The organism is Pedosphaera parvula Ellin514 (genome assembly GCF_000172555.1).
Lineage (GTDB): Bacteria > Verrucomicrobiota > Verrucomicrobiia > Limisphaerales > Pedosphaeraceae > Pedosphaera.
On sequence record NZ_ABOX02000035.1, the window covers coordinates 1 to 15,890 of the forward strand.

The following is a 15,890-nucleotide window of genomic DNA, read 5'->3' on the forward strand; positions in this document are numbered from 1 at the left end:
GATTTGTTCGGCGAACCCCTGCCCCAGGCAGAGCGTTAATCCAGGATACAAGCGCTCCATCATCGACAATTTCTGCATCATCGCAGGATCAGAATTGCCGGACTGGATGGCCGTAAGGACTTTTTGTGGCAGTGAAAGATTGGTAACACTTGGAGTTTTGTGCAACAGCGTGTTCAGCGTGGTGCTCAAGGAAGCCAGGTTTTCGCCCAGACTAAGTGATTGGTTCAGCAAAGTGTTGATGGTCCCTGTATCGGAAGCCTGGGCAATGTTCCCCCTGAGCGTGAAGCTGCCGGCATTGGTGGGAAAGCCAGGTTTTCCATAGACTGCCAGTTTCTTGCCAGCCAATAATTGAGGCGAAGGCGAACCAAGCACGATATAGGACCAATCGTGATTGCCACTATCTTTGATGGTAGTCCCAACGGAAAACACCAGATTGGACAATGGAGTTTGGGCGTTCGCGGTAAACGCTCCCAGCATCAGAGATAGACAGAGCCAGAAAGTCGTAACGACCGTCTCCCCAGGTTTCCGCCCGGTGCCAAACTTCCGATATGAGGTTCTGCAATTCATTAGAAATCAAACGAGTAGTCGATGCCGCCATCATTAACAATGCCGGTGAGCGTCGCGCCAATGCAGCCATCGACACAGAACGGGCAATATCCAATTTCACCACAGACATTAGCCTCACCTTTCAACATTAATTCCAGGCCGGAAGGGCCACTGGAGATGGACGTGCCGAGCGCCACATCCACATGGGCGCTGATGATGCACAAGAGAGAAGCATCCCCTGAAACCTTCTGGCGCATGCCGATTTTTCCGGACCTTGGTCCATCCTGGTAGTAAGTGGCAGTGGTGACCCCGATGGTAATATCCAACGCACAGGACGATTCTCCGAATAAGATGTCAGAGAGAGAAATGTCTCCTCCAAAGGCAATATAAAGACCGGTGAATTCCGTTGCGTGATCAAGCACTTTATCCGCCTCCGGATCAATAAATCGCAACGGGTCCAGGGAACAGGCATGCCCCGCGAACAGACCAGCCTGCACATTCACCGGTACGCCGATAATGGTTATTGTTCCCGCCGCCTTGGCTGCGAAAAAGTTTTCCAACTCTCCGACGGCAAACGTCGCTCCAATTTCGTTAATGCTGCACCCCTTAAAACCAACATGCCCCTTGATATCGATGAGGCCGCCCACTCCGAGCACGTTCCCGCTTTGCACCGTCCATTTGCCCTCGATGCTCAGCGTGAGATTGCCTGGTATCCCGGTCCAACTCAACGGGACGTTTAATGCCCCGACCGTTATCTCCGCCGCAGGCGGGCCGGCAGGAATGCAGTCCAGAGGAGTATTGTCGGAGTCCAGTTCCTTGATATCGAGGAATGCTGTGAAATGCATCTCATCCGGAAGATTCATCTGCACATCGGCATCAATATGAATTCGACGCAGTGAGTCTCCGTTGAAGGTGGGTGCTCCGCGCAGTTTTGCCGAGAGCATGGCTTTGCTCAAAAATCCCCCACCCTTGAAATTTTGGAATGCTCCATCGGTTGCCGACGCAATTTGGGATGTGAGGCCATCGCGAATGGCCTTATTGATCTGGCCAAAAATCACATCAGTCAATTGGTTCAGGGCGAAGTCATCATCATAAAGAAACTGGCGAAACGATTTCTGATAGTTCCCCACCAACGGCGAACCGAGGAAGGCTACCGTAAGACGTTCCCGAATGGCCTGCTTCACCTGTGCCGGATTGCCAGTCAGGTAATCAGTCGAACTCGCATTCAAGGAGACCAGCAAATTCGAGACGTTTAGACCTGCTGCCCCGGTGAATTGCTGCAGGCCTTTTGAATCATTAAGCGCCACCGTCAATGCCGAACTGAAATCACCGGTTCCAGCCGCTATTGAGCCCCGAAGTTGACTAAACTGGGCTCGCACATCCCTGAGCTGCTGCTCGGCTTCGGCCAGAGTTGGTTCGAGATCCGTTAGCAATTGGTTGACGGCATCATCACCCATGTTCGCCACGAATCCCAAGGCAGGGCCCTGGTCTTCCACCAGTTTTTGAATGATTGCCCGGACCACATGACGCTGGCCTTTAGAATCCTTTTCCAGCGCCCGGATGAACAAATTGAGAGTATCGTCCACGTCATTCAACGTGCCATTCATCTTTCCCAGCACTGAGTTGGCCTGGCCGGCCGAACCGTTCAGTCCGTTAATGGCGGTGTTCAAGCCGCTATTCACCCCACCCACCACCCCGTAAACACTGGTCAGTAATACAGCAGGATTTGTGCGTTGAATGTCTGTCAGTGCGGCGTAGATCTTGTCGACTACAGGATCCAGGGCGGGTTGAACAATGGGCCGGAAGAAACCACTGGCATCTTCACGCAAGGTATTTTGTAGACTGCGGAAACCGCTGGTAAGACCGGTGGAGGCCAACGCCGCCCCCAACTCCTGGCTGATTGCGTTTGAAATGGTATTTAACGGCTGGTTGATTTCATTGAGCGCATCATTGGCAAAGTCGAGGACTTTGATGCGTGGAAGTTGCACGCTAATATCCTGGGCAAAATCGAAGTCCACCTTGCCGGGTGTGATTTCTTTGAGGCGACTGTTCACATCCAGTACCGGCAGTTCCACCTTGGCATCAACGAAACCCGCGAAATTGCGAAGCACGGCGTTCCACTGCAAAGGATAATCAAATTTGGCAACTTCAATCCAATCCCGCTGCGCCCTGGGATGATAATCCTCGGTTGGAGAATTCCGATATTGTGCAATCGTAACCGCACCCGCCGGCCAACCATCGCTATGAGGATCGAATTTGGAGGTATTGAAATAGTTTTGGGTGCCGACATTCCATCCACGATTTTGCCCCAGGCCGTCGGCTGCCGGCCAACCTCCCATCATCGCCATCTGTGAGGTATTTGTTCCGGTGGGAGTGATGTGCAGTTGAGCTTTGACATCCTCAAAGAACGGAGTGCGAATCTTTACCGTCAGATTGTAGAAACCGCTGTCCGGTTTGCCGACCGTCTCCCAGTTATTGAAATAACCTTCCGCGACGGTCGACAATTTGAAAGTGCTGCCACCCGAACCCTGCAAGGTAAGCTGGGCGGGCACCGGGAAACGCGAGTCAGCGCCACCCGCGACGTTGTCGAAGGGCGCAACCATATTGCCATTGGGTTTGAACCCTAGCGTAGCGTGAAAAGCCTGAGGGATAAATGGCAAGCGGGTTTCCACACCTTCAACCAGGAATCGCGCACCGGTCCCGCAGGTGTCCGAGGCGGTGGGCCGAAACTCGATCGTCTGCGGGGTTATATCTGAGTTCCAATAGACCAAATGCTTTACTCCGCTGGAAGGCGGCACCTGTGCAGAATCCAGACCTCCGCGACAAACAAATTTCATACGAGCAAATTCCTGGGTAAAACCTGCAGGTACCGGCAAAGCCAGGGCACCGTCCGTTCGCGATTCCCAATTCTCACTATCAAGATACGAGAGTCGATAGCTGATAAAAGTGAATGCGTATCCGTATAAATTAAGATTGCTCGGAAATGTGGCGGCTTCGTGAATCCCACTCACGCCACCCGCACGCACGTAATACTTGGCCCGGGCCGTGAGTGGATAAAATCCGGTGTCCTGACCACCAATGATGCTGCGCCCCTGCGCTGGTGCCCGGAAATTCGCGCCGGCATAGTTGGCAAAACCGCTGAGATAAGCTGCCTGACCGGGGCGCTCGATATAGTTGGGGTTCGCTTGATTCCCGACCCCAGTCAGCAACAAGGTGGATGGACGGTTAGGGTCGTTGCTGGAGGTTTGATCGAACCGCAGGAAGGTCCCGGGCATATGATAGGCACCAACGCCAACATCACTGGTTCGCTGCGCAAAAATGCTCCCACCCGCAAATCCCCATGTCAGGTTTTGAGCAGGGACCGAGCCGAAGCCGAGAAGGCCGCCATCAACCGTGAAAGTAAGCTGCTGGCCATTCGGGGAAAAATTAAGCACAGCGGCGCTGATAGTGGCACTACTGCAATTGGTATCCGAACAATCCCGCGCATAGGAGAGCGGGACAGCGCCGCTCAATGCGAGATAACTGTTGGTCGTATCAATGCGCCCATTTTGCATGCTGAGCCGTCCACCAGATGTCGTTGGCGTTTGCGCCCCCGCAATTCGGCCGGAGTAAGGGAAGTGCGGACGCAGTTCGGGAGGATTGAGGGCCACTTGTGCCGACATTTGCGCGAAACCGTTCGTATCGGCAGTTACAGTTACTTGAGCCCCAGCCACCAAAGCTGCATTGCGATAGTATCCATCGTTTGAAACTCGATTGGCAGTTTCCGGCTCTTTTAGAATGCTTTTATTCGCCAGCAGAACATCGTCTTCATCCTGTCGCACGAAATAGATGGCGTTTGGCGAATCGATGAGCACTTGCCCTGCGCTGGGGAGCCATTTCAGATTAGGCGCTCCAACCCAGAATGGCTTGGTTTCCTCGACTGCATACCATGGCCCATTGGTGGTCAGAACTGAATTCTGCGGGTTCAGACTGAGATCGAGCGGTATATTTGGAAAATCGATGCGTGCGCTCGTGGCGCGGGAGGTCAAACTGGTCCCAACACTGAAGCCCAAAGGAAGTTGAAGAGAAACCAGTGCGTTAATGCCACTGCTTGTCAGATTTATATTGGTCCGGGTGAAGCAAATGTTTTGAATACAATCGGTGTCGGGAACCGAGCCGGTGAGAGGAACAGAGGCTGAAGGTGTCAACGCATCGCCATTGTCGAAGATAATGGAATTGATCAAGCTACCGTTTCCATAATGATGGTCCGGCCTCGTAACGAGCGACCCGGAGTTGTTGTTCACGGCGAGTTGTGTGGTCAGTCCGCCGCTGCTAGGTGCTCCTGCCACCGGAGTGTTCGCGATGGACGTAAAGACTGTTTGGATCGAACCAAAGAAAAGATTGCCGTTGAAATGAAGAAACCGTGCAAGTGGCAAATTTGATACTTCATCAGTAATAACGGGGTTACTAATCACCTGATGAGAGAAGGCAACCGCAGTGGAATAAGTCTGGCTGACCGACTGAAGCTGACCTTGCGGCTCGACATTGATAACTGTGGTAATCGTCTTCATCGCAGTGGGAGTCAGCGGCGAGGAGGCGTTGTAGGAATCCAAAATATACAGATTCGAGTACATGGAGGTCGGCTTAAGAGGTACGCCTTGTGACGATGCATTGGTCATCACGGGATTGATGAACGTACTCACCGATACCGGGGTTGGAGCATCTCCGTAGTCGTAGAATCGCCAAAGACTGGCCTGCGCATTCAGAGGAAAAGTTTGAAAATTGGGGCTGTTCTGGATCGCCCAGGAGCGTCCGTAATTTGCCACATCCAAGGAACCAAGAAGATATTGCGAAGCATCACCGACGCGCGCGAGCGAACCCACGCGGGTAAAACCACCGGAGGCGATTCCGTTTGCCAGACCCGTAAGATCATTAATCGTTGTGCCGCTGGCCTCATTCATTTCATAAGCGGAAATCAAGCCGCTTTCAGTCCCCGCCAGTGGTAGATGAGAATAACGATTTATATCAGTGCTGGTGAGGGCGGTGTTCCAAAGGGAGACATGATCAATCGACCCGTTGAAGAAAAGCGCGCCTCCGCCAGTGTATGCACCCAAACGCAGGCTCTCCGTAGTTGTCACTGCTGCAGGAGTTCCTGTCCAGGGTTGCGTGTTAACGAGCTGTCCATCGATGTAAGTGCGACCAGTGCTTGTGTCCACGACAAACGCGATATGATGCCACTGCCCATCGGCAACAAAACGATCGCTGGCATTGGTGAAGCCCGGATCAATGAAGCTGGTGCCACTGGCATAATACCAAGGGTCAATTCTCCCAGCGTTCAACCCGATTGCATACCCGTTCACGGAGTTTCCAACATACTTTGTGACGATGCCTGGGTATGCGCCAGTGCTTTGGCTGGTCTTCACCCATGCCATGAGAGTTATGGGGAGAGTATCCTGAGCCGGCACATGAGGCATTACAGCCTGGGCGTTAACGCCATTGCATTTAAGAGCAGTGGCCGCCACGGGCGAAAGCGGCAAAGGAGCGGTTGATGTCACCCATTGCGGTGAACCAACCAGACTGGCCACTAAGGCGGATGCACTGGAATCTGTCGCGGTCGCGCCGCTCCCCTCATCAAAATGCCACAGGGCCACTAAACCATCCTCTCCTCCCGCCAGGCGCCGATGTTTTATGTAATTCAGCGAGGCAACATCCAAAGTTTGATTCCAAACAGAAACCTCATCAATATCGCCGTGGAATCTCGTTGGATATAGGTTATATCGCCCAATTTGCAATGGGTCAGCTGAAGAGGACACTCCAGCCGTGCCGGTCCATGCGCGGGAAGCCTTCTGCACTCCATCAACGATAAGCCTTCCTCCCGAGGCATCCACCACCAGAGCCACATGATGCCAGGCCCCATCTGCCAGAAGCCCACCATCCAGCCCAAGACCCCCGTCCCAGACGTAGGAACTTGAGTTTCGAAAATAGAATGCCCGTATATGCCCGGAGTAAAAAAATAAAGTCCACCCGTTGAACGAGCCATCCACATATTTACTCACCACCCCTCGAACCTGGGCATCTTGATCCACGGTGCGAACCCACGCCGTGACAGTGAGAGGAAAGGCGTTGAAGGCCGCGCTGGAGGAAAGTTGAACGTAGCTATTCGTTCCATCATAGCGCAGAGCGGTTCCAGAGCCTGCCTGTGCCGGAAAGCAAATCAGAACGCAGCCTAGGAAAACAATCAGACAATTTCCAAGCCAGGTTTTGAAGTGGTGATTCGAAGGCATTTGGTCAATACGCCACGGCACAGCGCAATCGCTTCGTTGCCGTGCTTCTTTTGCTCGTAATGTATGGCGCTAAATGCAAATTCAGCAGAATTCTGTCACTCCGCCCGACGTATACAGGTCAGTTCAATATGGCTAAGAAGAATTAAAGGCTGTGGATTACAAAGTATTTTAAAAAAGTTTGATCTGCTAATCAGATGGCAATTTGCCCACGTGATCCACAGCATCAAAAAACTGAACGGTATCCTCCCCGGTTGTGACCGCCAAGCGCTTCCCGTCACCAGTAAATTCGATGAACGCACCGGCTTTTGGCATTTCAATGGAGAGCAATTCCCTCTGCGTTTTCAGATGCCAGAGCTTAACGGACTCGTGCAATCCCACTGACGCAAGTGTCTTTCCATCAGGTGAAAAGGAGACATCAGTAACTTCCTGCATATGGCCTGGAAGATCAAAAAGCCATTGACCCTTGGAGGTATTCCAAACTTTTATGGTTCCATCCATGCTCCCAGTGGCCAAACTTGTTGCATCCGGCGAAAACGCCAGGCCGCTGACGAAATCACGGTGTCCTTTGAGTTCCTTCTGAGATTTGCCGTCGGATTGATAAAGACGAACAGAATTTTCTCTTTCGAGGCTGACTGCCAATAGCTTTCCATCCGGTGCCAATTCAGCAGCCCGAATGGGAGGTTTTGGTCCCTGAGCACTCCAGGTCAATTTCCCGCTTTTTGCATCCCACACCCGGATAGTTCCGGAAACACCAATTGAAAAGAATTTTTTGTAATCCTGACTGAAACCAAAACATTCAAACGGCTTTTCCTTTGTCCGGGCGTACTCGAGTGTACATCCGGCATGCCCCCTGGCACCGGGCAGGCAAAATTCGAGGCATCCGGATTCCCTGTTAAGCAGGACAATATTTTGTCCCTCCGGACTAAAGCCGATGGCATTTTCTTCGCCCAGATCTGCAAGCTCCGTCTGCGTTTCAATGTTCCAAAGCCGCAACGCCTTGTTTGCCCCATTTTTCGTGACCAGAATTGCTTTTGTTCCATCAGAACTGAGAATGGGACGCTCGCCGGTGTTTAGCGGCAGGGACCGTTTTTGGGCCTGGATCTTTCCTGGCCAAAGCATTACTGCTTGATCCTTGCCACCGGAAGCCAGAAATCTTCCGTCGGGAGTCAATGCTGCACACCACACCTCGTTGCCATGTCCTCGTAATACCCCTTCAGTTTCCAAGGTGGCAGTATCCCATATTCGGATGGTTTGATCTGAGCCGGTAGTGACAATTTGCTTTCCGTTCGGGGAAAACATTGCTGACCAAACTGTCAGGTTATGTCCTTTTAATTTCCGCGGAGATACCAGCAAATCGAGTTCCCAGAGCGAGGCTTCATTTGACCAGTCAGTCGTCAGCAGCTTTTTTGAGTCAGGAGAAAATGTCACCGACCAGATCGGTTTCTGCGTTGAAATAGCACCTATCTTTTCTCCGGAAGCAACGTCCCAGATTTCGACGTCATGTGAGGGCCCGGCTCCGGCCAGCCTTTTACCATCAGGAGAAAGCGCGACGGCTCTGGCTTTACTTGAAATTCCCTTTAATTTGGCACCGGTTCGATAATCCCGAAGCTCCACGAATCCGCTGCGCTCCCAAAAAAAAGGACTTGAGTGGGAGATCGCCACCACTGAACCTGTTTTTGACAGTGAGGCAATCTGCCCGGGCAGTTCAGAAACCAGATGGAAATCTTTTGTGTCCCAAAATTTAACCTGATCGCCCGCTCCCGCAGTCATTACCAGATCTCTCTCAGGCGAAAAGCCTACCGACCAGACGGCACCTGGGGTGACTTCAAACGAGTGAATTAATTTCCTGCCTTTAACATCCCACAATTTTGCGGTTCCATCCTGACTGCCAGTTACGAGCCACTTTCCATCGGATGAAAATGCGATGCAAGTGACAATCCAAGCATGCCCGGTTAGGACTGCCAGCTGATCCCCCTCGCACTGATTCCACAAATAGAACCATTCAAAACCGCGCAAATCCACATCTCCAGCCTTGGGTTTTAAAGCCGAAAGTGTTCTTCTAGCGAGTCCATAGTCGCCCCTTTGGGCGGCCTGGGAAGCCACGCTCATGTCCGCAGCGTACAGATTAAGTGCCATTTTTCTACCATGCTCTTCGGCAATCCTCCGCTGGTTTGCCTCCCCCCTTGCAAGCAACTCCGCCCTGCTCCACTGTCCAAACACGGCCACGAATCCAAGCAGAATTACCATAGCCAGGGCGACCGTCAAAGCTGCCGGGACGGGATGCCTTCGACACCAAAGCGTAAGTTTTCTAACCGCTGAGACGGGCCGGGCCTTTATTGGTTTATTAGCGAGGAAGCACTCCAATTCCTCTGTCAATTCTCCGGCAGTTGCGTAGCGTCCCTCGGGTTGTTTCTGCAAACATTTCATACAGATCGTTTGCAGACTGATCGGAACGCTGGGGTTCAGTCTTCTCGGCGGTACCGGGTCTGCCGCTTGTAGCTGGGACAACACTTCAGGGATTGTTTCTCCCTGGAATGGCGGGCGACCAGTGAGTAAGTGATACAAAATACCCCCTAGTGAATAGACATCCGTGAAGGCGCCGGTGACGCTATGTTTTCCACCCACCTGCTCCGGGGCCATATAGTTGGGCGATCCCAAGGTTTGACCAGTGATCGTCAACCCGGCACGACTCTGAATTACTTTTGCCAAACCGAAGTCAGTAATATGTGGCTGGTCCAAATTATCTATGATTACATTGGAAGGCTTCAGATCCCGGTGGAGTACGCCTTGACCATGCGCATAGTGAACCGCCTCTGAAATAGTCTTCAACAGTCGAGCGGCTCTGGCGGCGTTTAAAGGCCTTTGACTTGTCAAATCCGCCAGATTTTTTCCTTCGATATATTCCATGGAGAAATAATGATGTCCATCCTCCTCTCCAATTTCGTAAATACCGACGATGTTTGGATGGTGCAATCGAGCCGCAGCTTGGGCTTCGGTCTTGAAGCGTTGCACGAATTCTTCGCTCGAGAACGGACCATGCAAAACCATCTTCAGCGCGACGAGACGATTTAAACTCATTTGCCTGGCCCGATAAACCACTCCCATACCGCCACGAGCGATCTCCTCAAGAATCTCGTAATCGCCCACTCGCCGGAGGGCATTTAGCATCTCGGAACCATCAGTGGGTTCTGAGGCTAGAAAACCAAAAGCAAGCCGGCCCAGGCACTTGGGACATAAGCCTCTCAGGGCGCGCTCGGATATTGACGCGCCACATTTCGAGCACTTTTTATCTGCCGTCATGATTCCCAAAGATGCTGTTTTTGAGATTACTGCGAGCCAATATCCCGACAGTTACCAATTTTTGTTCCAGAGCAAATCAAAGCATGAGCGCCTGGAACAAATGTCTCATTTCATCCTCCAGATCCAAGGGGCTGGCAACCGTCTGGGCAACTTCTGACCGGACCAGCTCTCCATAGCGCTTACGCAGCCTAAAGACTGTTACAGCCACGTGTTGGTTGCTCATTCCGAGCCCGACAGCCACTTCGGAATAATCCTGCTCCTTTGGATCGTTGGTTAGAAATTGTTTTAGCTCCTCAAAAAGCTTCTGCTTCCCCTGTTGCATTAACTCCCTTTCCAATTGCAGCAGCGCCTGCTCCAACACTGAAATGGCCCAGCGCTGGTCAAAACTCTTGTCCGGCGAAATGTGATGAGATAGCTCCACCTGGTACGATTCTTCGGCCTTGATTCCTTCCAAGGAAATGATGGTTTTCCCTCCTCCACGCTTCGCCGCTTTTGAGCGGTCCCACTCATTGGCCAGAAAATGGGTTAAGGAAGTCAAAAGAAACGTTCTGAATTTCCCCTTTGCGGGATTCACCGTGGAAAAATCATTTCGAGCCAGAAGGGTGAGAAAGAATTGCTGTGTTAAATCCTGAGCGTCTTCAGCACCGAAACCCCGTCCCCGAACAAAAAAATAAAGTGGCAGCCAATAAGTCCTGCAAAGTCTTTCCAATGCTTCAGCGCATTGTGCGGAGTGAGTTTTTCCAGCGAGCATGACCATGCTCCAATGAGTGGTGTCGAACTTTTGATGCTGCGGAACGATTGCCGGCTCCGGAAAAATCATAATTCAGTAAGCCAATAAAGATGATCAGACTCCGATTTACACAGCTCGACGTTGCCAAGGACAGATATACATCGACTTTACGAATGACAGGTTTTTGAAATAGCTCAAGGATCTTATAAACTGGCGCTGGAAATGTGTCCACACCTATCGCCAGGAACAGATTTATCCGGAAGGTGAATGGATAAAACTTTACACACAGTCTGCTGACTTTTCCTCCAAAACCCAAATAAAATTGGGTGGAGGAGAGGTCGGAACGCGCACAGCAGATTGTCAATAAACCGTACCGTCACTCCACCGTCACACTCTTGGCAAGATTCCGTGGCTTATCCACATCGCAACCTCGCGCCACCGCCACGTGATACGCCAGCAATTGCAGCGGCACGACCGCTAGCAACGGGAATACCGCCTCCAAGGTCTGCGGCAGATAAATAATCTCATCCACCTGTTTTGCCAGCGCCTCATTCCCCTCCGTCGCAATCGCAATCACCGGCCCCTTGCGTGCCCTCACCACTTCCAGGTTGCTCAATGTCTTCTCATACATCGCATCGCTGGGAATGATCACCACGCTAGGTGTCTGGTCATCAATCAATGCTATCGGCCCATGCTTCATCTCCGCTGCGGGATAACCCTCTGCGTGAATATAGGAAATCTCCTTCAACTTCAATGCTCCCTCCAGCGCCACGGGAAAATTATATTGCCGCCCTAAAAAGAAAAAATTTCGCACACTTGCAAATCTCTGCGCAATCCTCCGGATCTCTCCATTTTGCTCCAGCATCCTTTCCATCTGGTCCGGCACCGCTTGCAACGCCTTCAAAATCTTCTCCCCGCGATGCAACGACAACATCCGAATCCGCCCCATGAACAGCGCCAACAACGACAGCACCGTCACCTGTGACGTAAATGCCTTCGTCGACGCCACCCCAATCTCCGGCCCGGCATGCAAATAAATTCCGCCATCCGCCTCCCGCGCAATCGTGCTCCCCACCACATTACAAATCGCCAGCACCTTGTGCCCACGACGCTTCGTCTCCCGCAAGCTCGCCAGCGTATCCGCCGTCTCACCCGATTGCGTGATCGCCAGCACCAACGTGTTCTTCTCAATCGGCGCATTGCGATACCGAAATTCGCTCGCATATTCCACCTCCACCGGAATGTGCGCCAATTCCTCGAACAAATACTCCCCCACCAATGCCGCGTGCCAGCTCGTCCCGCAAGCCGTGATCACAATCTGGTCAATCGCCCGCAACTCCGCCACCGACATATTCAAGCCACCGAACTTCGCCGTCCCCTCCTCCAAATCAATACGCCCCCGCATCGCATTCGCGACTGTGCGCGGCTGCTCGAAAATCTCCTTCAACATGAAGTGTTCAAACTCACCCTTCTCCGCCTGTTCAGGACTGAATTCCAACTGGCTGATCTGCACACGTGCGATATCCGAACCCAGCGACGTCACAGCAAACCGATCCGCTCGCAACGTCACCACATCGTAATCATTCAAATAAATCACCTGCCGCGTGTGCAACGCGATCGCCGTCGCATCGCTCGCCAGAAAATGTTCCCCGTCACCAATCCCCACGATCAATGGCGACCCTCGACGTGCCCCCACTATCACCTCTGGATAATCCGCGCATATCACCGCAATTCCATAGGTCCCAATCACCTCCCGCAACGCCTCCGTCACCGCCTTCGTCAGCGGATGCAACCCATCCCCATTCTGCGTGGCTTGTTCCGTCTCACAGCGCTTGATGCGTTCGTAATGCTCCCCGATCAAGTGCGCCAAAACTTCCGTGTCGGTGCTCGATTGGAAGGTATGTCCCGCCTTCAAGTGCCGGTCCTTCAACCGGTCGTAATTCTCAACCACCCCGTTATGAACCACCGAAATTTTCCCACTGTGATCAAAGTGCGGATGCGAATTCTCGTCGGATGGCTCGCCGTGAGTTGCCCATCGCGTATGCCCCACTCCCACCTGGCCCAGGAGCAGATTCGTTTTCAGCAACTTCCCCAACCCCTCCTCGATCTTTCCCTTCTTCTTGCGCACCTCCAATCCGTGCCCATTCAACACCGACATTCCCGCGCTGTCATAGCCGCGATACTCCAACCGCCGCAGGCCCTCCAGAATGATGGGTGCTGCCGATTGTTTCCCGATATAGCCAACGATTCCGCACATAGTTTAAGTTCTCCAAATGTCGATCTGTTTGCGTGTTCTGTCAGTAGGTCTTGGCCGGAACGCACGTCGATCCTTCTCAAATACCAGTTCGCACCATTAATTTCCAATCGCCATTAAAGGCCACTTGCGCTTCTGATCGTCCTGAACCCTTTTGCCCACCTCAACGAATCGTCTATCATACCACAATTCTGCCCCCGGCAAGCCTACTTTTATTCTCATTATACGCATTCACCATCACAGTCATTTCACTTGTCACCCTCCACCCGTCACTCTTTACTGCCCACTCGCCACTCTCCACTTGTCACCTGCCCTTCCCATCCCTATAACAACCCCAGCGTTCTTGGAATAAAGGCACCTATTATGGCGTATCCTGTAAGGCAGTCAGTTAACACCAGCAATGTTCTCTCCGTCATCATGGGTGGCGGTCAGGGCACCCCGGCTTTTTCCCCTTACGAAGGAACGCGCCAAACCTGCCGTCCCGCTCGCCGGCAAATATCGTCTCGTTGACATCCCCATTTCCAACTGCATCAACTCCGGACTCCGGCGCATCTACGTCCTCACCCAGTTCAACTCCGCGTCGCTCCACCGTCACATCTCCCAATCCTACAAGTTCGATCATTTCTCCGGAGGCTTCGTCGAAATCCTCGCCGCCGAGCAAACCTTTTCCGATACCTCGTGGTATCAAGGCACGGCCGACGCCGTCCGCAAAAACCTCATCCATTTCCTGAATCACGAGTTCGAATACCTGCTCATTCTCAGTGGCGACCAACTCTACCGCATGGACTTCCGCTCCATCGTCGCCCAACACGCTGATACCGACGCCGACCTCACTGTCGCCACCATTCCCGTCCCTCGTCAGGATGCCTCCTCCTTGGGCATTCTCCACATGGATTCTGAACGGCGCATCACTCATTTCCACGAAAAACCAAAAGATCCAGCCATTCTGGACAAGCTGCATCTCGACCGCGCGTCCTATTCCACGCTCGGCATCCAGGAAGACCGCGAACTCTTCCTCGCTTCCATGGGCATCTACGTCTTCAAGCGCGAAGTGCTCATTAGGATGCTCGATAACAACCTGACTGACTTCGGCAAACATATTATTCCCGACGCCATCAAAACCCATCGGGTATTCTCCTACGTTTATCAAGGCTATTGGGAAGATATCGGAACCATCCGCAACTTCTTTGAAGCCAATCTCGATGTCACCAACGAACTTCCCAGGTTCAACTTTTTCGACATGGCCGCCCCGGTCTTCAGCCGCCCCCGTTTCCTCCCCGGCTCCAAAATCAACGGCGCCCAGATCGATCACGCCATGGTCTCCGACGGCTGTATCATCAACCATGCCAAAATCACCAGCTCCGTCATCGGCATCCGCAGTGTCGTGGGTGCCGGCAGCGAACTCAAACGCGTCATCTCCATGGGCTGCGATTTCTACGAATCCCTCAGTTCCATCGAGGAGAGCACCCGCCAGGACCGCCCGCGCGTTGGCATCGGCCAGAACACCCGGATCGAAAACGCCATCATCGATAAAAACGCCCGCATCGGCGACAACTGCGTCATCAGCCCCGCCGGCAAACCCGAGAACCTCGACCACCCGCTCTACTTCATCCGCGACGGCATCGTCATCATCCCCAAAAACGGCGTCATCCCCCACGGCACGGTAATTTGAATCCCTGCCAACAAAAGAAGCCCAAAACACCCACATCTCGCCCCCTTTCAACTGCCCCACCCGCGCACGCGACCCGCGACCCAATCCCACCGCCAGGCACCTTCTCTCGCGTAGGAGACGACGTACGGAGTCTCTAACCTTGCTTCGCATTCCCATCAGCGTACACGACCAACGATCCAACTCACACTCCCCGCCCCCAGCACCAAAGTTGCGACCCATACTTCCCCTGGCTTTAGCATTGCAACGTTGGACCGACCTTGTCAATCTGCCGCGCAAGAGCGCAGACTCATTATCCAACGCACATTATCTATTCGGAATGAAAAAAAATTTCGCAACCCTCGGCCTGGTCTTCGTGGGTATGCTGTTTCTGTTGGTGGCCCTGGTGTTTTATTTCCGCCCTCACCAGAGCGCCCCGCTCACAAAGCCGCCGGAGCATGGAATTGCTTTTCTGTTGGAAATTGATGCCTCCGAGGCGGCGGCAAACACAAACCTTATGGCCGAGGTCAGGCAGGTGATGCTTAAACGGTTTGGGAAATTCGGCACCACTGTTTTTTGGGAAACTGTTTCGACAAACCAGGCCCGCATTATCTCTCCCATGGTGGGTTCGCAGAACATCGAACTGGCTCAAAGCCATTTATTTAACAATGCCTTTTTGGAATTCCGCCTCGTGCATGAACATAGTGAAGACATGATTAAGCAGGGATTGACCGAAATCGGCTATGAAACGATGAAGGAGATGAACGATTTGCCGAATGGCCGGCAGCAAACCTCCACTTATCTGGTGAAGAAAATGCCGGAGCAGGGCCTGACCGGCAAATACCTAACAAGCGCGATGGTGAGCCGCAACCAGGTAGGTCAACCGGAGATTAACTTTACCTTTGACCGTAAAGGCACGGAAATCCTTGCAAATGTCACCACTGAAAATGTGGGGCGAAAATTGGCCATCATACTGGATGGTAAAATACAGTCCGCCCCCATCATCCGATCACCTATTACCGGCGGTCGGGGACAACTCACGGGAAATTATACTGACCGGCAAGCCCTGGAGTTGGCCAATCTGCTCGAGAGCTCCCTGCCAACTCGCGTCAAGCTGGTGGAATCAAAGTCGTTTTAAAGTCTTAACGA

General features: G+C 52.7%; 7 protein-coding genes. 2 read left to right on the forward strand and 5 right to left on the reverse strand.

Features of this window, described 5'->3' with window-relative positions; all coding sequences use genetic code 11:
* The 5 genes from CFLAV_RS21880 to glmS all read right to left on the reverse strand — a co-directional run.
* Positions 1-567, reverse strand: a 567-nt coding sequence (locus CFLAV_RS21880; protein WP_007417026.1) for a hypothetical protein, incomplete at its 3' end; no start/stop codon positions are given.
* Complete coding sequence (locus CFLAV_RS21885; RefSeq protein ID WP_007417027.1) at positions 567-6,809, reverse strand: LamG domain-containing protein; 6,243 nt, start codon at positions 6,807-6,809, stop codon at positions 567-569. The genes CFLAV_RS21885 and CFLAV_RS21880, both read right to left, overlap by 1 nt.
* A 186-nt stretch (positions 6,810-6,995) precedes the next feature.
* Entirely contained in the window at positions 6,996-9,977 is a 2,982-nt protein-coding gene (locus CFLAV_RS21890) for a serine/threonine-protein kinase (RefSeq protein ID WP_007417028.1), read from the reverse strand.
* A 208-nt stretch (positions 9,978-10,185) separates the two neighbouring features.
* Positions 10,186-10,929, reverse strand: a complete 744-nt coding sequence (locus tag CFLAV_RS21895; protein ID WP_007417030.1) for an RNA polymerase sigma factor — start codon at positions 10,927-10,929, stop codon at positions 10,186-10,188.
* A 286-nt stretch (positions 10,930-11,215) separates the two neighbouring features.
* Positions 11,216-13,096 carry a glutamine--fructose-6-phosphate transaminase (isomerizing) gene (gene glmS, locus CFLAV_RS21900; RefSeq protein WP_007417031.1) on the reverse strand — a complete coding sequence of 627 codons (1,881 nt, stop codon included), beginning with the start codon at positions 13,094-13,096 and terminating at the stop codon, positions 11,216-11,218.
* 397 nt (positions 13,097-13,493) lie between these two features.
* On the opposite strand from glmS, the gene CFLAV_RS34315 reads away from it, so the two are divergent.
* Both CFLAV_RS34315 and CFLAV_RS21910 read left to right on the forward strand, forming a co-directional pair.
* Positions 13,494-14,765, forward strand: a complete 1,272-nt coding sequence (locus CFLAV_RS34315) for a glucose-1-phosphate adenylyltransferase (protein WP_007417032.1) — start codon at positions 13,494-13,496, stop codon at positions 14,763-14,765.
* Between the two features lie 316 nt (positions 14,766-15,081).
* Positions 15,082-15,879 (forward strand): SecDF P1 head subdomain-containing protein, encoded by a 798-nt coding sequence (locus tag CFLAV_RS21910; protein ID WP_007417033.1) that lies wholly within the window; start codon positions 15,082-15,084, stop codon positions 15,877-15,879.
* The last annotated feature ends 11 nt before the right edge of the window (positions 15,880-15,890 follow it).